The 25,926-nt window shown below is 49.8% G+C and carries 18 protein-coding genes; 11 read left to right on the forward strand and 7 right to left on the reverse strand.

Annotated elements, in window-relative coordinates:
- Nucleotides 1-8: 8 nt before the first annotated feature.
- The gene (gene glnE / locus AC3QL0_RS05730; RefSeq protein ID WP_493010471.1) at nucleotides 9-2,756 is read right to left on the reverse strand and encodes a bifunctional [glutamate--ammonia ligase]-adenylyl-L-tyrosine phosphorylase/[glutamate--ammonia-ligase] adenylyltransferase; all 2,748 of its coding nucleotides are present in this window, start codon (nucleotides 2,754-2,756) and stop codon (nucleotides 9-11) included.
- Between the two features lie 100 nt (nucleotides 2,757-2,856).
- Here glnE and AC3QL0_RS05735 point away from each other — a divergent pair, with 100 nt between their 5' ends.
- On the forward strand, nucleotides 2,857-6,399 hold the full coding sequence (locus AC3QL0_RS05735; protein ID WP_493010472.1) for a YhdP family protein: 3,543 nt from the start codon (nucleotides 2,857-2,859) through the stop codon (nucleotides 6,397-6,399).
- Nucleotides 6,400-6,470: 71 nt separating this feature from the next.
- On the opposite strand, the gene gdhA is transcribed toward AC3QL0_RS05735, so the two are convergent.
- The 3 genes from gdhA to trxA all read right to left on the reverse strand — a co-directional run bounded on the left by gdhA (nucleotide 6,471) and on the right by trxA (nucleotide 9,685).
- Entirely contained in the window at nucleotides 6,471-7,811 is a 1,341-nt protein-coding gene (gene gdhA, locus AC3QL0_RS05740) for an NADP-specific glutamate dehydrogenase (protein ID WP_493010473.1), read from the reverse strand.
- Between the two features lie 211 nt (nucleotides 7,812-8,022).
- Nucleotides 8,023-9,279, reverse strand: a complete 1,257-nt coding sequence (rho, locus tag AC3QL0_RS05745; protein WP_166408265.1) for a transcription termination factor Rho — start codon at nucleotides 9,277-9,279, stop codon at nucleotides 8,023-8,025.
- A 79-nt stretch (nucleotides 9,280-9,358) separates the two neighbouring features.
- Nucleotides 9,359-9,685 carry a thioredoxin TrxA gene (gene trxA / locus AC3QL0_RS05750; RefSeq protein ID WP_135864938.1) on the reverse strand — a complete coding sequence of 109 codons (327 nt, stop codon included), beginning with the start codon at nucleotides 9,683-9,685 and terminating at the stop codon, nucleotides 9,359-9,361.
- A gap of 229 nt (nucleotides 9,686-9,914) precedes the next feature.
- Between trxA and AC3QL0_RS05755 the strand changes: the two genes are divergently transcribed.
- The 9 genes from AC3QL0_RS05755 to AC3QL0_RS05795 all read left to right on the forward strand — a co-directional run bounded on the left by AC3QL0_RS05755 (nucleotide 9,915) and on the right by AC3QL0_RS05795 (nucleotide 20,670).
- A complete protein-coding gene (locus AC3QL0_RS05755) occupies nucleotides 9,915-11,882 on the forward strand; it encodes a DNA topoisomerase IV subunit B (RefSeq protein WP_493010474.1) in 1,968 nt (655 codons plus the stop codon).
- 37 nt (nucleotides 11,883-11,919) lie between these two features.
- Nucleotides 11,920-14,241, forward strand: a complete 2,322-nt coding sequence (gene parC, locus AC3QL0_RS05760; protein WP_493010949.1) for a DNA topoisomerase IV subunit A — start codon at nucleotides 11,920-11,922, stop codon at nucleotides 14,239-14,241.
- Nucleotides 14,242-14,262: 21 nt separating this feature from the next.
- Nucleotides 14,263-15,291 carry a CDP-6-deoxy-delta-3,4-glucoseen reductase gene (locus AC3QL0_RS05765; protein WP_493010475.1) on the forward strand — a complete coding sequence of 343 codons (1,029 nt, stop codon included), beginning with the start codon at nucleotides 14,263-14,265 and terminating at the stop codon, nucleotides 15,289-15,291.
- Between the two features lie 50 nt (nucleotides 15,292-15,341).
- Nucleotides 15,342-16,595 (forward strand): D-amino acid dehydrogenase, encoded by a 1,254-nt coding sequence (locus tag AC3QL0_RS05770; RefSeq protein ID WP_493010476.1) that lies wholly within the window; start codon nucleotides 15,342-15,344, stop codon nucleotides 16,593-16,595.
- A 7-nt stretch (nucleotides 16,596-16,602) separates the two neighbouring features.
- Nucleotides 16,603-17,895, forward strand: coding sequence for an extracellular solute-binding protein (locus AC3QL0_RS05775; protein ID WP_493010477.1), 1,293 nt, complete (start codon nucleotides 16,603-16,605; stop codon nucleotides 17,893-17,895).
- Between the two features lie 98 nt (nucleotides 17,896-17,993).
- Entirely contained in the window at nucleotides 17,994-19,166 is a 1,173-nt protein-coding gene (locus AC3QL0_RS05780) for a TcpQ domain-containing protein (RefSeq protein ID WP_493010478.1), read from the forward strand.
- A gap of 2 nt (nucleotides 19,167-19,168) precedes the next feature.
- Nucleotides 19,169-19,375 (forward strand): hypothetical protein, encoded by a 207-nt coding sequence (locus AC3QL0_RS05785; RefSeq protein ID WP_493010479.1) that lies wholly within the window; start codon nucleotides 19,169-19,171, stop codon nucleotides 19,373-19,375.
- Between the two features lie 133 nt (nucleotides 19,376-19,508).
- The gene (locus AC3QL0_RS05790; RefSeq protein ID WP_493010480.1) at nucleotides 19,509-20,093 is read left to right on the forward strand and encodes an NUDIX domain-containing protein; all 585 of its coding nucleotides are present in this window, start codon (nucleotides 19,509-19,511) and stop codon (nucleotides 20,091-20,093) included.
- 79 nt (nucleotides 20,094-20,172) lie between these two features.
- Entirely contained in the window at nucleotides 20,173-20,670 is a 498-nt protein-coding gene (locus AC3QL0_RS05795; protein ID WP_493010481.1) for a hypothetical protein, read from the forward strand.
- 49 nt (nucleotides 20,671-20,719) lie between these two features.
- Here AC3QL0_RS05795 and gph read toward each other — a convergent pair whose 3' ends face one another.
- The 3 genes from gph to ompA form a co-directional block, all read right to left on the reverse strand.
- Nucleotides 20,720-21,394 (reverse strand): phosphoglycolate phosphatase, encoded by a 675-nt coding sequence (gene gph / locus AC3QL0_RS05800; protein ID WP_493010482.1) that lies wholly within the window; start codon nucleotides 21,392-21,394, stop codon nucleotides 20,720-20,722.
- Between the two features lie 8 nt (nucleotides 21,395-21,402).
- The gene (ubiG, locus tag AC3QL0_RS05805; RefSeq protein ID WP_493010483.1) at nucleotides 21,403-22,119 is read right to left on the reverse strand and encodes a bifunctional 2-polyprenyl-6-hydroxyphenol methylase/3-demethylubiquinol 3-O-methyltransferase UbiG; all 717 of its coding nucleotides are present in this window, start codon (nucleotides 22,117-22,119) and stop codon (nucleotides 21,403-21,405) included.
- 99 nt (nucleotides 22,120-22,218) lie between these two features.
- A complete protein-coding gene (gene ompA / locus AC3QL0_RS05810; protein ID WP_430219406.1) occupies nucleotides 22,219-22,812 on the reverse strand; it encodes an outer membrane protein OmpA in 594 nt (197 codons plus the stop codon).
- 405 nt (nucleotides 22,813-23,217) lie between these two features.
- Here ompA and gyrA point away from each other — a divergent pair, with 405 nt between their 5' ends.
- Complete coding sequence (gyrA, locus tag AC3QL0_RS05815) at nucleotides 23,218-25,923, forward strand: DNA gyrase subunit A (protein ID WP_493010484.1); 2,706 nt, start codon at nucleotides 23,218-23,220, stop codon at nucleotides 25,921-25,923.
- The last annotated feature ends 3 nt before the right edge of the window (nucleotides 25,924-25,926 follow it).

The following is a 25,926-nucleotide window of genomic DNA, read 5'->3' on the forward strand; positions in this document are numbered from 1 at the left end:
CTACTATTTTAGCCCTCAATCACAACTTCCCAAAGTGCTCGCACAGTTTGGCGGTCTTGTTCGTGGTTTTGAGGAGGCACACGCGCCCAAGGTTGGGCTTGTAGACGCAAGGTGTGCTGCAGTTTTCGATAGTTTCTGTAGATGCTACTGACTTGCGTTGCAAGAGTGCTATCAATCAGCCCTAACTCTGCTGCTAAACCTAGCAAGGTGATATTGCCCAAATTCCCTAAAAGCACTGGATACTGATGCGCATGGGCCAACACGATAAATTGCGTGATGAACTCAATATCCACCATGCCGCCACTATCGTGTTTCAAATCGAACAGCTCGCTGCGGTTGGGGTGGCCTTCAAAAATACGAGCACGCATTTGACGTATATCGGCTTTAAGCTGTTGCAAGTCGCGCGGGCGCACCAAGATGTCTTGGCGTACTTGCTCAAAACGTTCACCAATGCGTGTGCTACCGGCTACAAAGCGGGCGCGTGTTAAGGCTTGATGCTCCCAGCTCCAAGCTTGTTGTTGCTGGTATTGTTCGAAGCTGTCTATGCTGACGGCAATGAGGCCGGCGTTACCATCTGGGCGTAGGCGCATATCTACTTCGTATAGGCGTCCTGACGAGGTGAGGGTAGATAGCCACGAGATCATGCGCCTACCAAGCTTTACGTAGTGCTCAGAAGCATTCTGATCAGGGTCATCGTACAAGAACACCAAATCTAAATCAGAGGCGTAGCCTAGCTCTTTTCCGCCCAGCTTACCGTAGGCAATAATGGCAAACTCAGGCGCAGGTAACGAAGATAAATCAGCCCCTTTAGGTTGTGCTAATGGCCATGTGCGGTACAGCGTTTCTTCTAGCATCAGGTCGGCCAAGGCAGAGGACTTGTCGGCCAATTGCTCTACGGTGTAGCAGCCAGACAAGTCTTGCGCTAATAGCTCAAAGGTGTGTTGATGCAGCGTGTCGCGCATCAAGTTCATTTGTTGCTCTATGTCGGGTTGGCCATCGGGCAGTTTGCAGGCATCTAGCTCATGGTGCAGCTGTTTTTGCAACGCAGAAAAGTCGGTGTCTTGCATGAGGCTTTGCCAGTTAATCAGCCTATCCAACACCAACGGGTATTGCACTAAATATTGCGCCACCCACGGGCTGGCAGACACCAACATGGTTAAACGGCTGATAGTCTCTGGGTACTCGCTCAACAAGGCCACATACGCGCTACGCTGAGCGATGCTTTCCATCACATTTAATAGTCGGCTTAGCGTTTCTTCTGGGTTAGTGGTTTGCGCAGCAGCCTGGCAAAGTTGCGGCAGCAATTGCTCTAAGCGGGCACGGCTGGGGCGAGGCAAGCGTCGTAGTTTATGGCTGTCTAGAAAATGGGTGATCTTTTCGTTAGCGTGTGTTTGGAAATCGTCAGGAGTTGCAACATCTGGTTCCGGTTCCTGTGTGACGGGAGCGCTAGTAGGACTAGTGTCGTTCAGTCCGGCTAGTCTAAAGGCATCACTAAAATAACGACTGACTGCATTGCGGTGTTGCTGTAGTTGCGTTTCAAAGTCTTCTACGCTTAACCCCATTGTGGCGGCTAGTGCTTGGCGCTCTTCGGTTTTAACAGGCAGCAGGTGGGTTTGTGTGTCTTCGCGGTACTGCAACATATGTTCAGTGCGTCGCAGAAACAGATAAGCCTGCTTAAGTTCTTGCACGGTAGTTGCTGTGAGTACATCTGCTCGTTGCTGGGCACGCATAGCATCCAGCAAATTAGCGCATTGTAGAGAGGGGAGACGTCCTCCGCGTATCAACTGATTCAGTTGCACTACAAACTCAATTTCTCTAATGCCGCCGTCACCGAGTTTGATGTTGTGTAGGCTATCAATGCCATTTCTACTGAGGACGCGTCGGTTCCAGTCTTGACGTATGCGTTCACGCAGCTCGCGCAGAGAGGCTAACGCATCAAAGTCGAAGTAGTTTCGATATACGAAGGGGGTGCGTAATTGTTCGAATTGGTAACGTAATTGATGAGGATTGCTGCCGGACCATGCTTGCAGTGGTAAAGGTCTGGCTTTGATCCATGCATAGCGCTCCCATTCGCGGCCTTGGCTAATTAGGTAGTTGGCGACAGCAGCCATGCTCCACGCCAAGGGGCCAGAGTCACCGTCTGGACGTAAACGCAGGTCGCAGCGGAACACCTGGCCATCGGGGGTCACCTCAGACAAAATAGCACTGATTTGTTGGGTCAGCTTACCGAAAAACTCATGATGACTGAGTGGGCGAGGCCCTGAGGTGTCACCATCTGGGCCATAGATGCAGATTAGATCTATATCAGAAGATACGTTTAATTCTTTACCTCCCCATTTGCCCATTGCCAGAATTAACATTTCTAATGGTTGGCCGGTTTTAGGGTCCAGCGGTGCACCATGCCGTTCTGCTAGTTTGCGATAAGCAGTTTCGTACGCGTGTTGTACCGACAGATCAGCCAGATGGCTCATGGCTTGAGTTACTTCCTCAAAGCTGGCTAAACCGGCAATGTCGCGCAGCATCAAGGTATAGAAAACCTCGGTGCGCAGTAAGCGTAAGGGGCGCTTGATATCGTTGATTTCACTATAGGGGGCGTCTGCCAAAAAGTGACGAGCCAGTTGGTTTAAACATTCTATAGACAACGGTGTTTGGCTATTTTGCTGTAAGTGTTGAGCAAAATCGGGGAATGCCGTTAATTTTCGTTGTAATGTGCCTGACCAAGTGAGGGCAGAGTTCAATATAATGGCTTCGTTCATCTGATAATCGATAAAAAGTCAGAGCATTAATCAACGGTGTAAAGCATGCCCATGTTAGCACTTGTGCAGTCCTGCGGATTAGTGTGACGATTGGAGGCTTATGTCACGACTACGGCGCACGTTGCTGTATGTGCTTTTTGCTTTATACCTGAGCGCAGTACTGTTTGTCAGCGCAATACGTTTCTGGGTCATACCCAATTTGCAGCAATGGCAGGCACCATTGGAAAAAGTGTTGTCTGAAGCCCTAGGTGTAGAACTGACCTTTGAACAGGTATCCGGCGAGTGGAAAGGGTCTCGCGCCCGTATACAAATAGACAATGTGCGAGTACAGCAAGGTGAAGGCCAACAGCCTGCCATGCACATCCCTTTGCTGAAGTTTGAGTTCAGTTGGTCGTCGTGGCTATATGCCAAGCCTATTTTCCACATGGTGTATGCCGAAGGGCTACAGCTCACCATACAGCGTGATGCCAATGCTGATATACGTGTGGGTGGCGTATTGGTGGATGAAGGGGCAAACACGAATCAGGCACCGCCAGCAGGCGAGGAAGAGGCGGTCTTGCGTTGGTTGGCCTTGCAACGACAAGTGCAGTTTGCCAATGCCACTATTATTTGGGAAGACACCTATAGGCAGCTCCCTCCAGAAATCATTAGCCCGGTACAAATAGACGTTCAGAATCGCGATGGTAGGCATTATGTAGCTCTGCAGGAAGGCACAGTAGCGCAGCCAGAAGGGTTGGCGGTAGTGGCTGATCTACGTAGCCCTGTAGAAGAGGGCGATAACCTAGAGGCTATGGATGGTCAACTGTATGTGCGCGCACGCACGGGGTTTGAGTCGTTGTTAGCCTTGGGGCTGGATAAAAACAAGGATTGGTCGGTGTATCCTGAGTCCTTAGAGTTGCTGGTTAATGTAGAGAAAGGGCGCTTTACCGACATACGCTTTAAAGCGGAGGCTTCTGATTTACACGGCGCATTTTATGGACAACAGTTGGCTGCACAGAAAATGTCCGTGTTCATGTCATCATCATGGGCTGATTTAGATAGGTGGTTAGGGCAGCGTGACTGGCTGAGTACAGCACCCGTACAAAGCATGGCATTGATGCAAGGGGTCAAGATTGGTGCAGGACAACTATGGCAAGAAGACTTATTGCTAGATAGGCTGGCATTCGAGCTGGATGGGCGTGGTAGAACATGGCAACTAAATACCTTCTTGGTGGAAAACGAAGAGTTGTATTTGCATGCTCAAGGTAATTGGCGTCCAGATCCAGATTATGAGTTGGGGTGGTTAGATCTACAGGGTAAGTTAGAGCACGTGCAGCTTAGTACCTTGTACAAATATTTCCCGGATGATGTGGGCGAAGACGTCATTGTTTGGTTAAAAGCAGGTCTGCAAAAAGGGTGGTTAGAGCAAGGGAAGTTTACGCTGCGGGGTGATGTGGATGCTTTCCCTTTTCAGTCTGAGCAAGACAAAGGTTATTTTGATGTAACCGCCACTGTGCGTGATGCCCAAATTGATTATTGGCAAGCACCGGCACATGAACGTACATGGCCAGTGCTGCGAGATATACAGGGGCAATTGCGTGTAGAGCGGGCAGGTCTATATGGCATGTTTACGCAAGCGTCGGTGCTGATTGATCCAGCGTCTCCTGTGCAGGCAACCAAACTAGACATCACTATTCCTAATATGGAGCATGACTCCATCGTGCATATTGATGCGCAGAGTCATGGTAGTGCGGCGTCGTATGCGCCATTATTTAAAAACTCCCCCTTGGGCGAAATGGTGAACCATGAGTTGGATGCCTTGCGTGCTGAGGGGCAGTGGGAAGTGCCTCTGAAATTGGCTGTCCCGTTGCAAGCAGGAAAGCCTGTGACGGTAGCAGGCCATGTGGCTATGCAAAATACGGCGCTGCGTGTTTATGACTACCTTCCTCCTATGCGTAGGCTACAAGGACGTTTGAATTTCACAGAAGATGCCGTCTGGGCTGAGAACCTACGTGGCACATGGTTAGGTCAACCATTGAGTATAGAAAAAGGCGTGGCCTATGAAGGTAACCAGCCAGCCAAGTATCCGGGGCTAACCTTTAATGGCAGCGTGGATATGCAGCAAGCTCGCCCATGGATACCCGCCATGTGGCATGAGCGTGTGCAGGGGCGCACACCTTTTCAGTTTGTGCTGAATGTGCTGCCGTCTGATGTGGTGTTGACCTTCGATTCCGATCTGAGTGGCCTGATCGTGGATATGCCGCTGCCTATGCAAAAACCGGCAGAACAACGTTGGCCACTACAGTTGCGTTGGCAAGGAGCAGGCCCTACCACATCGCAACTGACTGTAGCGTTAGGGCGTTCTTTCTACGCCAGTTTCTTGCACGATACGACTAACCCATCTCCGTATTTCAAGGCTGGTACGATTACCGCCAACAAAGTGGTTCGTCCTGTACAAAATGGGCTGGTCGTTGATGTGTATTACCCCAAAGTGGACTTGGATGGCTGGCAGGCGCTTATACAAACAGCACAGGCAGACGAGTCACAAGGTGATGGGTATTTCCCGGCCTTGAAACGTTTGCGTGTTCAGGCGGATGAAGCGCAGGCTCTGGGGATGGGGTTTGAGCAGTTAACGTTGACAGCTCAGCAGCCACAGCAACGGCATTGGCGTGTAGACATAAGCTCTAGCGAAGCAGCCGGGAACTTGCAGTGGCAGGTGGATAGAGAGGGTGAAATAGAAGGCATACTTCAAGCACACTTTCAACGCATTATTCTGGGTGAGATGGCCGAGAATGACGTGGGCGAGGATACCGAGTCTGAGCGTTGGGGCGATGACGCGTTGCATTTGCCTGATATGAATCTGCATATTGAGCAACTGGAAATCGCTGGTAAGCGCATAGGTAGTGTGTTGGCTGAGGGGCGGTCAGAGATAGGTTCTGATGTCTGGCGATTAGAAAAGCTCTCGTTGGTGGCACCAGGTGTAAGCCTAGCAGGTACAGGGCATTGGTTGTTGAATGGTGAATCCAGAGGGCTGTACATAGAAGCGCAAGCAGCTATAGAAAACCTACAAGACTACCTGAACTTTTTTGGTGTGCAGGATGTAGTACGAGGAACCAAAGGTTCGGTAGCCATGCAGTTTAATTGGCGTAATTTGCCGTGGCGTGTGGCGCTAGATGACCTAGAGGGTGATATCAATATCGTTTTAGGTAAAGGCAGGCTGAATCAGGTACAGTCGCGCTCAGCACGTTTGTTAGAGCTATTGTCATTACAGTCCTTAACGCGACTGGCACGCTTAGAACTAAATATTGGCGGTGTGCTACGTGAAGGTTTCCCTTACGATGAGATGCGTGGTGACATCAGTTTGCGTGAAATGCAGCTGCATACCAATAACTACCGCATTATTGGCCCTGTAGGCACCATTGTGATTGAGGGTGACGTAGGGGTGAAAAGCGAGAGCTTGGCATTGAACGTAGTGGTGATCCCAAGGGTAGATGTGAGTGGTGCTGCTGTGGCAGCAGCGATTGCCGTAAACCCGGTGGTGGGGATAGGGGCATTTTTAGCCCAGTGGTTACTGCAAGAGCCATTATCTAGAGCAATGACACAACGCTATTCAGTACAGGGCAGTTGGGATGATCCGCAACTGGAAGAAATGTCGCTAGACTGAGCGTAGGTAGGCAGTATGATGTGCATAAAAAAGGGGCCTAGGCCCCTTTTTATTGATAGAACGTATAAGGATTAATATACACCTTGTTGGAGTATCGCATCCGCCACCTTTACAAAGCCGGCAATGTTAGCGCCGTCTACATAGTTAATGAATTGAGCCTGCTTGCCATGCTGTACGCAGTTTTCATGAATAGCATGCATGATCTGGTGCAGTTTCTGGTCAACGGCTTCCTGAGTCCAGAATAAACGTTGTGAGCTTTGGCTCATTTCCAGTCCGGATACGGCTACGCCGCCTGCGTTACTGGCTTTACCTGGTGCGTAGAGAATCTTAGCTTCTAAGAACAGTTCTACTGCGTCCAATGTGGATGGCATGTTGGCACCTTCGGCCACACAACGCACACCGTTGGACAGCAAGACACGAGCATCGTGTGCATCCAGTTCGTTTTGTGTTGCACATGGCAGGGCGACATCAACGGGAACTTCCCAAGGACGTTTGCCAGCAATGTACTTAATACCTACTTCTTTGGCGTAATCTTCTACGCAGCCTTGGTTCTGGCAGCGTATAGCCATCAAGCGTTGCAGTTTCTCGGGTGTGAAACCGTCTGGGTCATAGGCATAACCTTTTGAGTCAGAGACCGTCACGACCTTAGCACCTAAGTGCATACATTTTTCAATGGCGTATTGAGCCACGTTGCCTGAACCGGAAACTGATACGGTTAGGCCTTCCAGAGCCATGCTTTGGCGTTTCAGCATTTCTTGAACGAAATACACCAAGCCATAACCAGTCGCTTCTGGGCGAATCAAACTGCCACCAAAACTAATGCCCCGGCCAGTAAAGACGCAAGCAGTGTTGTTGGAGAGTTTTTTCATCATCCCGGACATATAGCCCACTTCACGGCCACCTACACCAATATCGCCTGCAGGCACATCTGTGTCTGGGCCAATGTGGCGGTAGAGCTCGGTTACCAGCGCTTGGCAGAAGCGCATGATTTCGTTCTCAGAGCGGTGTTTAGGATCGAAGTCAGACCCGCCTTTAGCACCACCCATAGGCAGGGTTGTAAGGGCGTTTTTAAAGGTTTGCTCGAAAGCCAGGAATTTAAGGATGGAGAGGTTTACGGAAGGGTGAAAACGCATGCCGCCTTTGAAGGGGCCTAGGGCGCTGCTGTGCTGGATGCGGAAAGCCCTATTAGTTTCGGTTTGACCTTGGTCATTGACCCAAGATACACGGAACTGTATCGCGCGTTCAGGTTCAACCAAACGTTCCAGCAATCCTTGTTTTGCATACTGCGGATTCTGCTGGATGAATGGCCACAAACTGCCCATGACCTCAGCGACTGCCTGCATGAACTCAGGCTGGTGTGGGTCACGGGCGCGTACAGAATCGAGGAACTGCTCTAAACTAGAAAATTTCATAACTACTCTGCAAAAATAGGGGCTGGCATGAGGGAAGCAAGAAACACCTATGGTGAGGCCTGCCATCAGGCCCGCCTATGCCAGTGCAGAGTTAAACCGTAGAACGGTTTTATCCCAGAAAAGTCAGGGAAGCAGGGTCTGAATGCCCGCAGTTTCCAGCCCAAGCCGGAAAGAAAATAAGCCTCACAATGGAGGCTTATTTATTCTATGCTTATTTTTTCATCATATCGAAAAATTCTGCATTTGTTTTTGTGGCGCGAATCTTGTCGAGGATGAATTCCATCGCTTCCACCTCATCCATATCGTGGATGAATTTGCGCAGTACCCATACTTTCTGCAACAAATCTGGCTTGATCAGCAGCTCTTCGCGGCGTGTGCCAGACTTGTTCAGATTGATAGCTGGATACATACGACGCTCGGCCAAACGGCGCTCCAAGTGAATCTCAGAGTTACCAGTACCCTTGAATTCCTCGTAGATTACCTCATCCATACGGCTGCCGGTTTCGATCAGCGCAGTACCGATGATGGTCAGAGAACCGCCTTCTTCTAGGTTACGTGCCGCACCGAAGAAACGCTTAGGACGTTGCAGGGCATTAGCATCCACACCACCTGTCAGTACCTTGCCAGAAGCAGGCACAACTGTGTTGTATGCACGCGCCAATCTGGTGATGGAGTCCAGCAAAATCACTACGTCTTTTTTCAGTTCCACCAAACGTTTGGCTTTTTCGATCACCATCTCAGCCACTTGAACGTGGCGAGTTGCAGGTTCGTCGAAAGTGGACGCTACAACTTCACCACGAACGGTGCGTTGCATTTCGGTCACTTCCTCAGGACGCTCGTCTACCAGAAGCACAATCAGTGTGGCTTCTGGGTAGTTGGTGGTGATGGCGTGAGCCATGTGCTGCATCATCACGGTTTTACCGGATTTAGGGCTAGCAACGATCAGGGCACGCTGGCCTTTACCAATAGGGGCAAAGATATCCAGGATACGGCCAGTGATGTTTTCTTCACTTTTGATCTCACGCTCCAGACGCATAGGCTGATCTGGGTGCAGAGGGGTGAGGTTTTCAAACATGATGCGATGTTTGATGGCCTCTGGCTGCATGCCGTTAACCTTGTCGACTTTTACCAGTGCAAAGTAGCGCTCGCCGTCTTTAGGCGTACGTACTTCACCTTCAATGGAGTCACCGGTATGCAGATTGAAACGGCGAATCTGAGAAGGAGAAATGTAAATGTCGTCAGTGCTGGCAAGGTAGGAGGTTTCTGGTGAACGCAGAAACCCAAAACCATCAGGCAGGACTTCTAATACGCCATCGCCGAAAATTTGTTCGCCTTTTTTGGCGTGCTTTTTCATGATGGCAAACATCAGTTCTTGTTTGCGCAGGCGGTTAGCGTTGTCGATTTCCAGGCTGGCAGCCATTTCCAGCAACTGCGAAACATGCAGCGCTTTGAGTTCGTTGAGGTGCATGAGAGGAAAAGAAGGGGTTCAATCAATGATGGCGGGCCAAAGAATCGCAGGCCCGCGCATGATCAGAGTTGGACACAAGTTATAGGGAGTCGTTGAGAAACGTATTCAGTTGTGAGCGGTTCAGTGCGCCCACTTTAGTTTGTGTGGCTTCACCATTTTTGAACAACATCAAAGTGGGGATGCCACGAATGCCATAAGAGGCAGCAATGTCAGGGTTTTCGTCAACGTTGACTTTGGCAATGATAACACGGCCTTTGAACTCTTCAGCAGCTTCTTCCAGCAAGGGGGCAATCGCTTTACAAGGCCCACACCATGCAGCCCAGTAGTCTACCAGTACAGGAAGATCGGCGTTCAACACATCCGAGTCAAAAGAGGCATCAGTAACGTGTTTGATGGAATCACTCATGAGAATTACAGTTTTAGTAAGAAAAATAGAGAATCTGCAGCCTGATAAGGCCTCATGGCAGTATGGTAGTCTAGCTTTGGAATGAGGGCAGATAGGCTGTCGCATTTTGACAGCAGAGCCAGGTGCAGCGCATTTACATTGTAGTGGTAGTTTAGCGTGTTGTGCGAGTCCTGTTTTGGCTTTTTGGCGCAACTCCGTAAAATACTTTTTATTTTTAATCCTGCTAGAGATGACTTTGGCCACTTCTAATTACGATGAACGTTCCATTCAGGTCCTAAAAGGCCTAGAACCTGTGAGACAACGACCCGGGATGTACACACGTACGGACTGTCCCCTGCACATTATTCAAGAAGTTATTGATAATGCCGCAGACGAGGCGTTGGCTGGGTTGGCATCTTTAATACGGGTTCGGTTGCACGCGGATGGTAGCGTTTCCGTAGAAGATAATGGGCGCGGTATTCCGGTAGGACTGCACCCTGAAGAGCATGCGCCGGTGGTTGAGCTGGTGTTCACCCGTTTGCATGCTGGGGGTAAATTCAATAAAAAAGATGGCGGTGCTTACGCATTTTCCGGCGGTTTGCATGGGGTGGGTGTATCAGTGACCAACGCGCTGTCTACGCGTCTGGAAGTAGACGTGAAGCGTGATGGCTTACAGCATCGCATTGTGTTTTCCGAAGGCGAGGTCATTATCCCGCTAGCGGAAATGGCAAAGGTTCCCAAAAAACACAGCGGTACGTTGGTGCGTGTGTGGCCTGATGCTAAATACTTTGATAGTGCCACCATTCCTCTGAATGAGTTAATGCACGTACTGCGCAGTAAAGCGGTATTGCTGGGTGGCGTGTTGGTTGAACTCATCAACGAGAAAACAGGTGAAACCCATAGTTGGCAATACCAAAATGGTTTGCGCAGCTATTTGCAGGAAACCCTAGATACCACCGAATTCTTGGTGCCGTTATTCGAAGCACAGCAGTATGCTGAAGCCGATGATGACAACTATTCCGAAGGCGAGGGCGCGCATTGGGTAGTGGCATGGACGGCAGAAGGTAACGTCGTACGCGAATCCTTCGTGAACCTGATTCCTACTCCGGCGGGTGGTACTCACGAGGCTGGGTTGCGCGATGGTTTATACCAAGCCGTGAAAAACTTTGCCGAGTTGCACAGCTTGATCCCCAAGGGAGTACGCTTGCTGCCTGAGGACGTATTTGCACGCGTGAGTTTTGTGTTATCGGCCAAAATTTTGGACCCCCAATTCCAAGGCCAAATTAAAGAGAAACTAAATAGCCGCGATGCCGTGAGGTTGATCAGTGGCTTTGTGCGTAATGCCTTGGAACTTAAGCTGCACGCTGATGTGGAAATGGCGAAAAAATTGGCTGAGTTTGCCATTCGTCATGCGCAAGCGCGAGTACGTTCTTTGCAAAAGGTAGAAAAGCGTAAAAGTTCTGGTGTGGCAGTGCTGCCCGGCAAGCTAACAGATTGTGAATCTACTGATAACGCTAGGACTGAGCTGTTCTTGGTAGAGGGTGACTCCGCTGGTGGTTCGGCCAAAATGGGCCGAGATAAGTCCTTCCAAGCGATTTTGCCTTTACGCGGTAAGGTGCTGAACTCGTGGGAAGTGGATAAGGATCGCTTGTTTGCCAACCAAGAAATTCATGATGTGTCTGTCGCTATTGGTGTAGACCCTCATGTTCCAGGTGATACGGTAGATCTATCGGGCTTACGTTATGGCAAAGTATGTATTTTGTCGGATGCAGACGTGGATGGATCACACATTCAGGTGTTGTTGTTGACGCTGTTCTTCCGTCACTTCCCCAAACTAATAGAGGCTGGCCATATTTATGTGGCACGACCACCGCTGTTCAGGCTGGATGTGCCTGCAGTAGGTAAACGTGCTGCACGAAAAATTTATTGTTTGGATCAAAAGGAGCTGGATGCTGCGCAGGAAAAACTGCGAGCAGAAGGTGTCAAAGAAAGCAGTTGGGCGATTAGCCGCTTTAAAGGCTTGGGCGAGATGAGTGCCGAGCAATTGTGGGATACCACCATGAATCCCGATACGCGTCGCCTAATGCCAGTCAGTTATGGTGATTTGGGCAAACAGGGCACCGAGACACTCTTTACTATGCTGATGGGCAAAGGCGAGTCTTCACAGCGTCGAAGCTGGTTGGAGACTAAAGGGAATTTGGCTGAGTTGGATGTGTAATCCCGCCTGCTTTCATTTAACGAATTGACGAGTAAACATCATGGATTCTCAGCAACCAGGGCTATTTGATCAGAGTAGCAATGATGACAGCTTGAGCTTGGGTTTGTATGCAGAACAGGCCTATTTGGATTATGCGGTGTCAGTGGTGCGTGGGCGAGCATTGCCTGACGTGTCTGACGGCCAAAAACCGGTACAACGCCGTATTTTGTATGCTATGCAAGCCATGGGCTTGGCGGCAGGTGCTAAACCGGTAAAGTCCGCTCGTGTGGTGGGTGACGTACTGGGTAAGTACCACCCACACGGTGACCAAGCGGCTTACGATGCCATGGTACGTATGGCACAAGATTTCAGCCTGCGTTACCCCTTGATCGATGGTCAGGGTAACTTTGGCTCACGTGACGGCGATAACGCAGCCGCGATGCGATACACCGAAGCGCGCTTAACACCATTTGCCAAAGTGCTATTGGATGAATTGGGCGAAGGCACTGTAGACTTCATCCCCAACTACGATGGCTCACAAAAAGAACCGTTGTTGTTGCCAGCGCGTTTGCCGGTGGTATTGCTAAACGGTGCATCTGGTATTGCGGTGGGGATGGCAACGGATATTCCGCCACATAATTTGCGTGAAGTCACGCAAGCGTGTGTAGAGTTGATCCGTGATCCCAAACTACCTGACGAGACCTTGGCTGAGCTGATTCCGGGTCCAGACTTTCCGGGTGGTGGTCAAATTATTTCTAGTCGTCAAGAACTTAGCCAGATCTACGCATCTGGTCGTGGCAGCATCAAAGTGCGTGCACGCTGGACAATAGAAGAAATGGCCAGAGGTCAATGGCAGTTGGTGGTAACCGAGCTGCCTCCCGGAGCATCCGCACAAAAGATTCTGGAAGAAATCGAAGATCGTACCAACCCTAAAGTACGTACTGGGCGCAAAGCGCTGAGCAATGAGCAGCAGCAAACCAAAGCATTGTTGCTGGGCTTGTTAGATGCGGTACGTGATGAATCGGGTAAAGATGCACCTGTGCGTTTGGTGTTTGAGCCTAAGAGCAGTCGTGTGGATAGGCAAGAGTTCATCAACACGCTGTTGGCGCACACCAGCATGGAAGGCAACCAAACCATTAACTTGGTGAGTATTGGTATAGATGGTCGCCCAGGACAGCGCTCCTTGCGTGACATGTTGGACGAGTGGTTGCAATACCGTCATCAAACCTTGCTGCGTCGTACTCGTTACCGCTTGGATAAAGTGGAAGATCGTATTCATGTGCTAGAAGGGCGCATGGTGGTGTATCTAGACGTAGATGCTGTCATTAAAACCATTCGCGAAGCCGATGAGCCTAAAGAAGCGCTGATGGAAACCTTCAAGCTGTCAGAGCGTCAAGCTGAAGACATCTTGGAAATGCGCTTACGTCAATTGGCCAGACTGGAAGGCTTCAAGATTGAACAAGAGCTTGCGAAGCAGCGCGAAGAGCAAGCTGCTCTGCAAAAGTTGTTGGATAACCCATCGGCGTTTAAACGCATGATGATCAAAGAGTTAGAAACCGACGCCCAAACGTACGGCGACGACCGACGCACCATCATCGAAGAAGCCGAGCGCGCTGTCTTGGAAAACAAGGTGCTAGATGAACCAGTGACCGTGATTGTGTCTAACAAAGGTTGGATGCGCAGACGCCAGGGGCATGGTCATGATAATGACGGGGTGGCCTTCAAAACGGGTGATAGTTTCTATGCTGCCTTTGAGTGCCGTAGTACCGATGATTTGATCGCTCTGGGTACTGACGGGCGCTGCTATACCATTCCGGTAGCCAACCTACCATCAGGCAGAGGTGATGGCCAACCTATTACGGCCTTAGCGGATATTAGTGCTGCGGCACCAGCCAAGCATATGCTGGTGGCTGCTGAGAAAACACAGTATTTGTTGGGGGCGCAAAGTGCTTACGGCTTTATCTGCGCACTCACAGACATGACTTCACGTCAGCGTGCCGGTAAACAGTTTATGACTGTAGCGGAAGGGGATACACTCATGCCTCCGCTGTTGCTGAGTGATGATGACACAGCTGTTGCGCTATTAAGTGCCAAAGGGCGCTTTATGGTGGTGGATAGAGAAGAATTGCGAGTGCTATCGTCCGGTGGACGGGGTACGATGTTAATGACGCTGGATGACGATGATCATTTGGCGCAGTGGGTAGCTGTGGGGCCTCAAGGTATACGGTTGTCAGGTATTTACCGACGCAAAGAAAGTACCGAGGATTTAGATTGGGCTGCGCTGGAACCTTACCGCGCTAAACGAGCACGTAAAGGCCGCCTGTTAGACAGTAAAATTGCTGAACCTACGCTCAGCACCCTACGCGAAATAACGACTTAAATAGTGATAAGTGAAGACAAAATGAAGGTAACCGTACAACCCTCAGGGCTGGAGTTCCCGGTAGAAGCCGGACAGAATTTGTTGGACGCAGCAATTGCTGCCAAGATTTTGCTGCCATACAGCTGTAAAAGTGGCACTTGCTCTACCTGTAAGGCTAAAGTCATTGAGGGGGAGTACGAGGCCGGCAGCGCTCCAGAGAAAATCCTAGAACCTGCTGAATTGGAGGCCGGTTTTACGTTGATGTGCCAAGTGCGTCCACAGTCCGATATGGTCATTGAATCCCTACAGGCTCAGAAGCTGGGGGATATACAAATCCGTAAAATGCCATCGCGCGTAGCAGGTTTAGAGCGTGTGAGCGATGACGTCATGATTGTGAAGCTGCAACTGCCAGCCAGTGACCCATTCAAGTTTTATGCGGGCCAGTATTTAGAGTTCATTCTGAAAGATGGCCGTCGACGCAGCTATTCCATGGCTAATCCACCAAACGAACAAAACTTGGTGGAATTGCATATTCGTCATATGCCAGGCGGTGCCTTCACGGATCATGTGTTCGGTGCAGGGGCTACACAAATGAAAGAGCGTGAAATCCTGCGTGCTGAAGCGCCATTGGGTTCATTCTTCCTACGTGAAGACAGTGATAAGCCTATTGTATTGTTAGCCAGTGGTACTGGTTTTGCACCGATTAAGGCAATTATTGAGCACATGCAGCAAAAAGGTATTTCCCGCGAAGTGCGTTTGTACTGGGGCGGTCGCAGACCTAAAGACTTGTACATGATGGAATTGGCGCAGGAATGGTCGCAAACTATGGCGAACTTCCAGTTTATTCCTGTGATCTCAGATGCACAGAAAGATGATGAATGGTTTGGTCGCACCGGTTTTGTGCATCAGGCTGTGATGGCTGATTTGCCTGATATGTCTGGTTGGGAAGTCTATGCATGTGGTACCCCTGCGATGGTAGAGAGCGCTCGTAAAGACTTCAGTGAACAGTGTAAGCTGCCTGACGAAGAGTTTTATGCGGATGCATTTACTTCAGAAGCCGACGCCTTGTAAGTAACAGGTGAGAGCAGTGACGTGTTTACAGCCATGAAAAGGGTAGGGCCATGAAAATCGCTGTGTTAGGAAGTGGAACGCTAGGAGTGGCCACAGCCTGGTGGCTGCATCAAGATGGGCACGAAGTGGTGGTGATGGATAGGCAACCTGGACCAGCGCTAGAGTGTTCACGGGCTAACGGCGGACAGATATCCGTGTCTTACGCTGAACCGTGGGCTAATCCTAAAGCGCCTTGGCGTTTGGCCCGGTGGTTGTTTAAAGATGACGCACCGTTATGGTTTAAGCCGTCACTGGATCCAAAACAATGGATGTGGGGGCTGCGCTTTCTGTGGGAGTGCCAGCCTAAACGCTTTGAGCCTAACGTCAAAGCGTTGCTGCGGTTGGCGGAGTACAGCCGTCAGGTGTTACAAGACATGCGCCAATCGGTGGCTGTGGATTACCACTGCTTGGAAAAAGGTATTCTGAGTTTTTACCGCGACGAACGTAGTTTCGATGAAGCGCAAGAAATGGCGGATGTGATGCGTAACTTTGGCATCGATAGACGTATTCTGAGCGCTGAAGAGGTAGTGGCATTGGTGCCGGCGTTAAAAGGTATCAAGCACCATATTGCAGGTGGTGATTTCCACCCCGAGGATGAGTCCGGTGATGCGTATGAGTGGACCACGCAGTTGGCTGCTCATTTGGCAAACAGTGGCGTGGCATTCCAGTACAACACCCATGTGACACGTTTGTGCACTGAGCAGGGAAAAGTACAGCATCTAGAAATTATCGATGCAGAAGGGGAGTACCAGCACGTAGCCGTAGATGCGGTAGTAGTGGCGTTGGGGGCGCATTCTGCAGCGCTATTATCACCACTGGGGATTAGCTGCCCTGTGTATCCAGCTAAAGGGTATTCTGCCTCTTTTGATATCAAAGAGGCTAGCGCCATTCCCGATATCAGTCTTACCGATTCAGCTCAAAAAATGGCGTATACTCGTTTAGGTAGCACCTTGCGTATGGCGGGAACCGCAGAGTTAAGCGGCTACTCTCGGGCTCTGAATGGCAAAAGATGCTTGGCAATGGTTAAGCAAGCTCAAGAGTTATTCCCAAATGCGCTTGATTTTGATAATGTTCAGTTTTGGTCGGGGTTGCGTCCTGCTACTCCATCCAATATTCCCCTAATCGGACGCACTGAAGTACGTAACCTGTATCTCAATACCGGACATGGTACGTTAGGTTGGACTCTTGGGGCCGGTTCTGGCAAAGCGTTGGCTGACCTAATCGCGGGCAGACAACCCGAAGCGGAATTTCCTTTTTTGCGCTAGGCATTTCATGGAAAAAACATTTTTTTCTTCAGCTGTTTCAGGCCGTTTGACGGCGATTGCATTTCTGGTTACTGCCACCTCTGCAGCATCTGCTGCGACGGATATCCAAGTCTGGCACGCTTTGCCAGAATACAATAAAGTTGTTTTTGAAGAGCTGGTCCGCAACTACAACCGTAGTCAGGACGATGTACGTGTCAATTTGCGTGCATTCGAGAGTGAAGATCAATTGGATTCAGCCTTGCAGGCTGACTCCAGCAAACCTAATCTATTCCAGATGGGTGAAACCTCTGGTCTGGATGACGTAGCGCAGCGCTCTTATGTGCAGCCTATGCATGCTTTGCTGACTAAAGCGTCTGCAGGCAACCAGCGCTGGTTCTTGCCAGCAGCAAATAACTTCATGCATGACTCGCGTGGCCGTATGTTGGCCTTGCCGCTCATGGCTGAAATTCCTGTGATGTTCTATAACATCGACGCGTTCAAGCGTGCAGGTTTAGAGCCTACGCAACCACAACGTGTATGGCAGGGGCTGCAGGATCAATTGGTGACTTTGGCCAATAATGGTTCTCGTCGCTGTCCGTTGACCTCTGACCAACCTGTTTCCATTAACTTGGAAAACTTGGCAGCGGTAAACAAACAGTTCTATGCAGGTGATAGCAACAACCGTCGTGGTTTTGACTTTGACATTCTGTACGTACGTCACTTGTCCACCATGATCAGTTGGGTGCGCAGCGAGTTGATGGTGAAGCCTGAATTTGGCCCACAATCGGTAGATCGCTTCCAAGGTGGTGAGTGCGCTGTATTGCTGTCTAACTCTGGCAATATTGGCAGATTAAACGCTCAACGTGGTTTGAATTACGCTGTGACAGGTTTGCCATACTACCCACAAGTTACAGCACAACCAGGCAACCCATTTGTGTCTGGTTCTGGTTTCTGGGCAAGCAAAGGCAAATCTAACGATGAAGACAAAGCTAGTGCACAATTTGTGAACTGGTTGGCTTCTGATGATGTTGCGCAAAAATGGTACGAGTCTACTGGCTACTTGCCTCTGACTCAAGCTGCATACGCGAAAACAGAGCCTTCCTACTACGCTAATCTGGGTGACTGGAAAGCATTGGTTGATGTGTACGAAAGAAATCCTGAAAACACTACTCGTGGCTTCAGAGTCAATAACTACCACCAGATCCGTGCCATGTTCAACCTGACATTGGAAGAAGCACTGGATGGTAAAACTCCAGCTGTAGCTGCTTTGCGTGTAGCAGCAGAGGAAGCGAATAAGATTGCGAATGCTAGACCACGCTAAGTTGGTCCATAGGCAATCATAGCTCTGGTTCTACTAGACTAAATCGCCCAAGATAGCACCCAACCCTAACGGTTGGGTGCTTTTTTATTGGGCAAAATATGAGGAAAGGTATCGCATATTTGATGGTGTGCTGTGTGCTTGCGGGCTGTACCGCACCAAATAATAGTTCCTGGTGGGATGGCTGGGGCTATTTGGCATCGGCAGAGGTCGAGCATCAGTTCGATTTTTCTTGGGGGTTAACCGGCAGCGATCAGTTGGCACCCCTGCAAGTATTTAGTAATGCAAAACAGGTGTGGCTACAGTTTCCTAGTGATAGCTATTTGCCTGCATTATTTACATTACGTCGTGATGGCACTTTAGTGCCAGTGCAGGCGCAGCCACAGGGCATATATCACGTCGTAAACGAGTCGGTTGATGTGTTATTGCTGCGTAGAGGGCCTGAAGAGGCATGGGCATATAGAACGGTTTCTAAGCCTCTGTTGCTGAGTTATTTGCAAAAGCAGCAAATGCTAGTGCAGCGTGCGAGAGCGAGTCAGACTACAAGCCAGTCAGCTCAGGCCTATCCAGATATTGCTTCACGCCATGCAGCACGTATAGAGCCTGTTCAAGAGCAAGGGCATAGCAATGCGCTGTCACAGTCAGACAAGCAGTCACACCTTGGTTTGGGGGCATACGCAACCGCTTTGTCTGTGCAGACCCCATATCTGAGTTCGCTGTCGCGAACACTGGTAGACGTAGGCGGGGGTGGCGATCAAAAGCAGACTGTAAGGCGTTATGTAAAGAATGAAGTTCCTTCAAAAAATACGCTTTTTCAGTCTAGACAGATAGCTGCTGCCAACACGACTCCTAGCGAGGGGTATCCAAGCTCACTTTCTAGGTCAACCGGTGCAGCACTAACACAAGATGCAGGGACACTAGGGGTAAAACAACCGGCTGCCGATGCAGAATCGTTGCCTTCCTCAGCTTCGGCGCAGCAACAGAGTGTGTTTACATCGTTGACCAGCGATAAGAGCCTTAAACAACTCATACAGCGTTGGGCGCGTGATGCTGCATGGGTTTTTAATGATGAGCATTGGGCAGTGAGTGTAGAGATTCCTTTAAGTGGACCGTTTACTCAGCAAGGGAGCTTTCCTGATGTGGTTCAGCAAGTATTGCTCAGTACGCAGTTGGGTGACTATCCTTTGCGGCCTTGCTTCTACAGCAATAACGTGTTGAGGGTCATTCCTTTTGATGAGTCTTGCCTAGCGATAAGGGCGTTGCGAGGAGAGTAATAATGTGGCGTTCTATGTGTGGTGTAGCCGTTGTGGTGATGGGTGTCTTGCTAACAGGGTGTACGCTGGCGGTGCCTAAGCGTGAGACAACTCCACCAGTAGAGCTAGGGGTGTTTCACACCTCGTATTCCAAGCAAGATATCTTCGTGCCTCTGCCGTGGGTGGTTGGGAGCGCGCAAAGATCTACAGATAGTCAGCACAGTAAATAGCTGGGATTGTGTGCCGTTCTGGAGACTGCAAAGATATTTTTCGCTAGGTACATAATCTCTGTAACTGAAAACGGTATAGTGATGGTGGTGCGTCGTGTAGACGCTAGTACATATTCTGGTAATGGAAAACACAATGACTCAACCCACTACGACGGATCAAGACGCTGGATTTACGCATTTAACGGAAGAGTTGCTGGAAAGCACAACGCTGCATGAGGGAAGCTTCATCACATTGAAGCGAGACACGGTACGTTTGCCTGATGGTGGGCAAAGTACACGTGATTATGTGGTGCATCCAGGGGCTGTAGTGGTGATTCCATTGCTGGATAACGGACATGTACTGTTAGAGCGCCAATACCGTCATCCAGTGGGGCAAGTCATGATTGAGCTACCTGCAGGTAAACTGGATGCGGGTGAAGACCCATTTGTATGCGGTCAACGTGAGCTGTTAGAAGAAACCGGTTACACCGCTAGTGAATGGCATTTGGCTGGGAAAATCCATCTGGCTATAGGGTATTCAAACGAAGTGCTCTACGCGTACTTTGCGACTGGCCTACAAGCTGGTACACGACAGCTAGATGATGGTGAGTTTTTAGATGTGTTCAGCATGCCTGTAGAGGATTTTTTAGAGGCGTGTAGAGATGGTCGTATCACAGATGCAAAAACGTTATCCTGCGCTTTTTGGTTAGCTGATAAATGGCAAAATAGCGCTAAATAATAGTCAAAAAAGGTCGTTACGATGCCGTACCGCTTCGCATAGCGGCACGGCATTTTTTGTGTATTAACGAGAGATTTTTATGCCTATTTCTTCGCTGTTGGCGGTGCCTACAACGGTGCTGGATCACAATCGACTTGATGCGGCATCTTTGCCTCAACAAGAAAGCGTGTCGGGTGGAGCGCTGTCGGTATCTGCGGTGCAGCCTATTGGTGAAAGTGTACGTATTAGTATTTCAGCTGAGGCATTGAATGCTGCGGCTAAGCATCAAAAAGCAGAGCAAAATAAAAATGCAGATATAGATGAGAGCGACTTACCCGATACGATGAAGGGGTTACTGAAACGTATACGAGAGTTGCGTGAGCAGTTAGAGCAAAAGCAGCTAGAGCTTCAGCAGGTTATGGCTGATCAGAAATTGTCTGAGAGTGAAAAAGAGCAGAAGGTGTCTAGGTTGCAGGGGGAGGTGGCGGCGTTGAGTGGCGCATTAGCATCTGCTATGCAGGATATGGATGAGCTGATGAACAGCAAGAATATTTCAGCAGATCAGAAGAAAACAGCAGGCTTTTTGTTAATGAAGTAGCTGTAATACACTAAGCGCCTGTGAGAACAGGCGCTTAGTGTAGTGCTTTTTAGGCTTTTCTGCCCCATTCTTGCAACTGGTGTTGCAGTTCTTCGGGGCTGTTTGCAATGGCATCAGCACCCCAGGTGGGGACGGTATCATCGTCTTTGCAGTACCCGTAGGCAGCCACAATGGTGGGCATGCCAGCGGCTTTACCTGCTTGTATATCACGTAGGTCATCACCCACATAAATACATTGTTCAGGCGCGATGCCGTAGGTGCTAGTAGCCAGCAGCAGAGATGCAGGATTGGGTTTAAGGTAAGGAGTGCTATCGCCACCTACCAATACTTTGCATTCCACATCCAGTTCAAATTTAGCCATGATAGGACGTGTTAAGCCTATGGCTTTATTGGTCACAATCCCCCAGGGCAAATCACTTTGCTTAAGACCTGCCAGCATGGCGTCTACGCCGCTAAATAGATGGCTCAGTGTGGTGATGTCTTCAGCGTAGTAATCCAAGAACTGTTGGCGTACTACGAGATACTCAGGGTGTTCGGTGTTTAACCCTAAGCCTGTGCCTAGTAGGCCACGCGCGCCGTGTGAGGCAACGGGACGCAGCAGTTCGTAGGGTAGTGGAGGTAGATTGCGGTCGTGGCGCAGGCGGTTTACGGCCGCCGCCAAATCAGGTGCTGAATCTACCAGCGTGCCATCAAAATCAAACAGTACAAGCTTAGACGTTGCCATGTTGCTACTTATGCTTCCTTGCGTGTGGCAAGTAGATAGTTGACGGAGGTATTACGTGACAGCCAGTAATGCTGTGAGAGAGGGTTGTACTCTAAGCCACGCAAATCCATATTGCTCAGACCTGCTTCACGAGCGCTACGCGCCAGTTCGTGTGGTTTGATGAATGAGGAATAGGTGTGTGTGCCTGCGGGCAGCAGTTTGAGCACGTACTCAGCCCCTACAATCGCAAATAAGAAAGACTTAGGATTGCGGTTCAAGGTAGAGAAAAATACCCAACCACCTGGGCGCACCAGTGTAGAGCAGGCTTGGATAATTGAGGCGGGATCAGGTACGTGTTCCAGCATTTCCATGCAGGTAACTACGTCGTATTGGCCAGCGGCTTCTGCAGCATGGGCTTCAGCACTGATCATTTGGTAGTTCACGGGTACACCGCTTTCTAAGCTGTGTAGGCGCGCTACTTTGAGTGATTTTTCGGCCAAATCAATGCCGGTTACATCAGCATTGTGGGTAGCCATAGCTTCAGTCAGAATACCACCGCCACAGCCTACATCCAGAACTTTCTTCCCTGCCAGCGGGCCGGTGTGTTCCAGAATCCACGATAAGCGCAGAGGGTTGATCGCGTGTAGTGGTTTGAATTCGCTGGTGGGGTCCCACCATTTAGAGGCCAAAGCACTGAATTTTTCTATTTCTGCGGGATCTACGTTAACGCTGTTTAGTGTGCTCATAGGAAATACGGTGATAGCAAAGAAAAAGGCCCCGCAAAATGCGGAGCCTTTAGTATAGCCTGTTTAGACTCTGTCGTAAGACAGATGGCTATGTGTGGATTACTGATTACGCAGACCCACGATTTCCAGCTCAACGCGACGGTTTTCGGCACGGCCAGCAGCTGTTTTGTTTGTAGCAACTGGGTCGGCTTTACCTTTGCCTTCTGTGTAGATCAGGTCAGCAGGGATACCTTTGCTGATCAGGTAATCTTTAACAGTTTGGGCACGGCGTTGTGATAGTTTCAAGTTGTAAGCATCAGTACCGATGGAGTCTGTGTAACCCACGGCGATGATGGCTTCCAGTTGCAGACCACGAACTTGTTCAGCAACTTGATCCAGAACCTGACGGCCTTCTGGTTTCAGGTTGTATTTGTCGAAGTTAAAGAATGTATCTGCGCTCAGAACAACTTTAGTAGTTGTAGGAGCAACAACTGGGGCTTCTGCTTGAGCAACAGGTACACCGTCGCAACCAGGAATACCGGTAGCTGGTGTCCAGAATGCATCACGCCAGCACAGTTCACCAGTGCCGTTTACCCATACGTTACCGAATGGGTTTTGCCAGTTGTTAACTTCGCCAGTTTGTGCCGACACAGTACCTGTGGCTGTGGCTGCCGCAAAGGCGAGTGCAAGTGCGATTTTGGAGGTTTTGTTCATGTTTCTCCTCGTTTAAGCTAATGCCTGTTAAGTGACCGCAGCGAACTCCCGCCGCTTATATGTAACGGAACCAGTATATGCAAGACTACGCATGATGCCTAGTATTAAGCCCTGTTTCACGCTTGTTAGCTGGAATCTTAAGTCATTTGTAGGCCTTAAGTTAAGCGCGTTTTAGGCATAAACGCCTGATGAGGGTAATAAATGCATATATGCTCAAAATCTGTTGGGTTTGGGCAACAAGAGGGTGAGTTGGGGCTGAGTAAAGTCTGACGAAGGGTCAAAGTCAATCGTCTGTGACGAATATCGAGCCCAATTCCATATAGGGGCTCAGTAAGTGCTAGAATTTCTTATTCGACCGAGAACGGCCAGCTTCTTGCTTAACTTATATCTATAAAGACCTTTCATATGGATTCCTTTGCTAAGGAGACTCTTCCAATATCTCTGGAAGAGGAAATGCGTCGCAGCTATCTTGATTATGCAATGAGCGTAATTGTTGGACGTGCTCTGCCTGATGTGCGTGATGGTTTGAAGCCAGTGCATAGGCGAGTACTGTTTGCGATGCACGAGCTCAACAACGACTGGAACCGCGCTTACAAGAAATCCGCCCGTATTGTGGGGGACGTGATTGGTAAGTATCACCCTCACGGTGATTCGGCTGTTTACGACACGATTGTGCGGTTGGCGCAGGACTTCTCCATGCGCTATATGTTGGTAGATGGACAAGGTAACTTCGGTTCCATCGACGGTGATAGCGCGGCGGCGATGCGTTATACCGAAATCCGACTGGCAAAAATTGCTCACGAGATTTTGGCTGATATAGACCAAGAAACCGTGGACTTCATCCCTAACTACGATGGTAGCGAGCAAGAGCCTGCGCTGTTGCCTTCACGTTTGCCTAACCTATTGGTAAACGGTAGCTCCGGTATTGCGGTGGGGATGGCGACTAACATTCCTCCTCATAACTTGGGTGAAGTTGTAGAAGGGTGTTTGTACTGCCTGAAAAATCCAGAGTGCACAGTAGACGATCTGCTGGATTACATTCCTGCACCTGACTTCCCTACAGGCGGCATTATTTACGGTATGTCTGGTGTGCGTGAGGGTTATCGCACAGGCCGTGGCCGTGTAGTGATGCGTGCGCGTGCGCACTTTGAAGACATTGAGCGCAGCAATGGCCGTCAGGCGATTGTGATCGACGCACTGCCATACCAGGTCAACAAAAAATCGTTGCAAGAACGTATTGCTGATCTGGTTAACGACAAAAAAATCGAAGGTATCTCAGATATTCGTGATGAGTCCGATAAAGACGGTATGCGTCTGGTTATCGAACTTAAACGTGGCGAAGTGCCCGAGGTTATTCTGAATAACCTCTACAAGAACACACAGTTGCAAGAAACCTTTGGTATGAACATGGTGGCTCTGGTAGATGGCCAGCCACGTTTGTTGAACCTGAAGCAACTGGTGGAATACTTCTTGATGCACCGTCGCGAAGTGGTGACACGTCGTACGGTGTTCCAACTGCGTAAAGCGCGTGAGCGTGGTCATATTCTGGAAGGTTTGGCGGTTGCACTGGCGAATATCGATGAGTTCATTCGTATTATTCGCGCTGCACCTACACCACCAGTGGCTCGTGAAGAATTGATGTCTCGCACATGGGATGCCACCTTGGTGCGCGAGATGTTGTCGCGTGCTGATGACAGCGGTGTGCCTGGTGGGCGTGCTGCGTACCGTCCTGATAATCTGTCTGCTCGATTTGGCTTGCTGAATGATGGTCAGTATCGTTTGAGTGAAGTGCAGGCTCAGGAAATCCTGAACATGCGCTTGCAACGTTTGACTGGTCTGGAACAAGACAAGATTGTTGACGAATACCGCGAAATCATGGCGCGTATTGCTGATTTGCTGGATATCTTGTCCCGTCCTGAGCGTGTGACCGAAATCATTTCCAATGAGTTGTTGCAGCTTAAAGAAGAGTTCTCTCGTACCGATAAAGATGCACGTCGCTCTGAAATCGAACACAACGCTACCGAGCTAGACACCGAAGATTTGATCACACCAATGGATATGGTGGTGACCTTGTCGCATGCGGGCTATGTGAAGAGTCAGCCGCTGTCCGAGTACCGTGCACAGCGTCGTGGTGGTCGCGGTAAGGTTGCTACGACTATGCGTGAAGACGACTGGGTAGATCAGTTGTTTGTGGCCAATACACACGACGTGTTGTTGTGCTTCTCGGATCACGGGCGTTTGTACTGGCTGAAAGTATGGGAAGTGCCACAGGGGTCTCGTAACTCCAGAGGCCGCCCAATCGTGAATATGTTCCCGTTGGTAGACGACGAGAAAATCACTGCTGTATTGTCCATTAAAGAGTTCAGTGATGACCAGTTTGTCTTCATGGCTACCTCTAGAGGTACAGTGAAGAAAACACCGTTGTCGCATTTCTCCAATCCACGTAAAGCCGGCATTATCGCGGTTGATCTGGACGAGGGCGACTTCCTGATCGGTGCTCAGCTTACTGATGGTAAGCACGATGTGATGCTGTTCTCGGATGCGGGTAAAGCGGTACGTTTTGACGAGGGCGATGTGCGACCTATGGGCCGTACAGCACGCGGTGTACGCGGTATGCGCCTAGAAGATGGTCAGAACGTGATTTCCTTGCTGGTGGCTGACCCTGAGGGTGCTGAGCCGCAAGAAGGCGAAGAAGCTGAACGCGTATCGGTACTGACAGCTACGGCTAACGGTTACGGTAAACGTACTGCACTGGAAGAATACACACGTCACGGTCGTGGCACCAAAGGCATGATCGCCATCCAATGTTCTGCCCGTAATGGCGACTTGGTTGGTGCGGTGTTGGTAAAAGAAAGCGATGAGTTGATGCTGATCACCAACTCTGGTGTGGTGGTTCGTACACGAGTAGATGAGATTCGTGAAATGGGCCGCTCCACTCAGGGCGTCACATTGATTAGCGTTGACGAAGAGAGCAAATTGTCAGGCGTCTACCGCATTCTGGAAACAGATGACGTAGAGGCTGATGAAGAAAGTGACGAAACGGTTGATGCTGCAGGATCAACCGAAACAGGGGATACCTCGTCTTTAGCTGCTGATGAAGGGAATGAATAGAGA

It is taken from the genome of Paenalcaligenes sp. GW821-LYS-B07-1, from assembly GCF_058803365.1.

Bases quoted from the DNA above. Each gene is read 5' to 3' on its own strand.
- glnE (WP_493010471.1), bottom strand. From the start codon at position 2,756: ATGAACGAAGCCATTATATTGAACTCTGCCCTCACTTGGTCAGGCACA.
- AC3QL0_RS05735 (WP_493010472.1), top strand. From the start codon at position 2,857: ATGTCACGACTACGGCGCACGTTGCTGTATGTGCTTTTTGCTTTATAC.
- gdhA (WP_493010473.1), bottom strand. From the start codon at position 7,811: ATGAAATTTTCTAGTTTAGAGCAGTTCCTCGATTCTGTACGCGCCCGT.
- rho (WP_166408265.1), bottom strand. From the start codon at position 9,279: ATGCACCTCAACGAACTCAAAGCGCTGCATGTTTCGCAGTTGCTGGAA.
- trxA (WP_135864938.1), bottom strand. From the start codon at position 9,685: ATGAGTGATTCCATCAAACACGTTACTGATGCCTCTTTTGACTCGGAT.
- AC3QL0_RS05755 (WP_493010474.1), top strand. From the start codon at position 9,915: ATGACTTTGGCCACTTCTAATTACGATGAACGTTCCATTCAGGTCCTA.
- AC3QL0_RS05765 (WP_493010475.1), top strand. From the start codon at position 14,263: ATGAAGGTAACCGTACAACCCTCAGGGCTGGAGTTCCCGGTAGAAGCC.
- AC3QL0_RS05770 (WP_493010476.1), top strand. From the start codon at position 15,342: ATGAAAATCGCTGTGTTAGGAAGTGGAACGCTAGGAGTGGCCACAGCC.
- AC3QL0_RS05775 (WP_493010477.1), top strand. From the start codon at position 16,603: ATGGAAAAAACATTTTTTTCTTCAGCTGTTTCAGGCCGTTTGACGGCG.
- AC3QL0_RS05780 (WP_493010478.1), top strand. From the start codon at position 17,994: ATGAGGAAAGGTATCGCATATTTGATGGTGTGCTGTGTGCTTGCGGGC.
- AC3QL0_RS05785 (WP_493010479.1), top strand. From the start codon at position 19,169: ATGTGGCGTTCTATGTGTGGTGTAGCCGTTGTGGTGATGGGTGTCTTG.
- AC3QL0_RS05790 (WP_493010480.1), top strand. From the start codon at position 19,509: ATGACTCAACCCACTACGACGGATCAAGACGCTGGATTTACGCATTTA.
- AC3QL0_RS05795 (WP_493010481.1), top strand. From the start codon at position 20,173: ATGCCTATTTCTTCGCTGTTGGCGGTGCCTACAACGGTGCTGGATCAC.
- gph (WP_493010482.1), bottom strand. From the start codon at position 21,394: ATGGCAACGTCTAAGCTTGTACTGTTTGATTTTGATGGCACGCTGGTA.
- ubiG (WP_493010483.1), bottom strand. From the start codon at position 22,119: ATGAGCACACTAAACAGCGTTAACGTAGATCCCGCAGAAATAGAAAAA.
- ompA (WP_430219406.1), bottom strand. From the start codon at position 22,812: ATGAACAAAACCTCCAAAATCGCACTTGCACTCGCCTTTGCGGCAGCC.
- gyrA (WP_493010484.1), top strand. From the start codon at position 23,218: ATGGATTCCTTTGCTAAGGAGACTCTTCCAATATCTCTGGAAGAGGAA.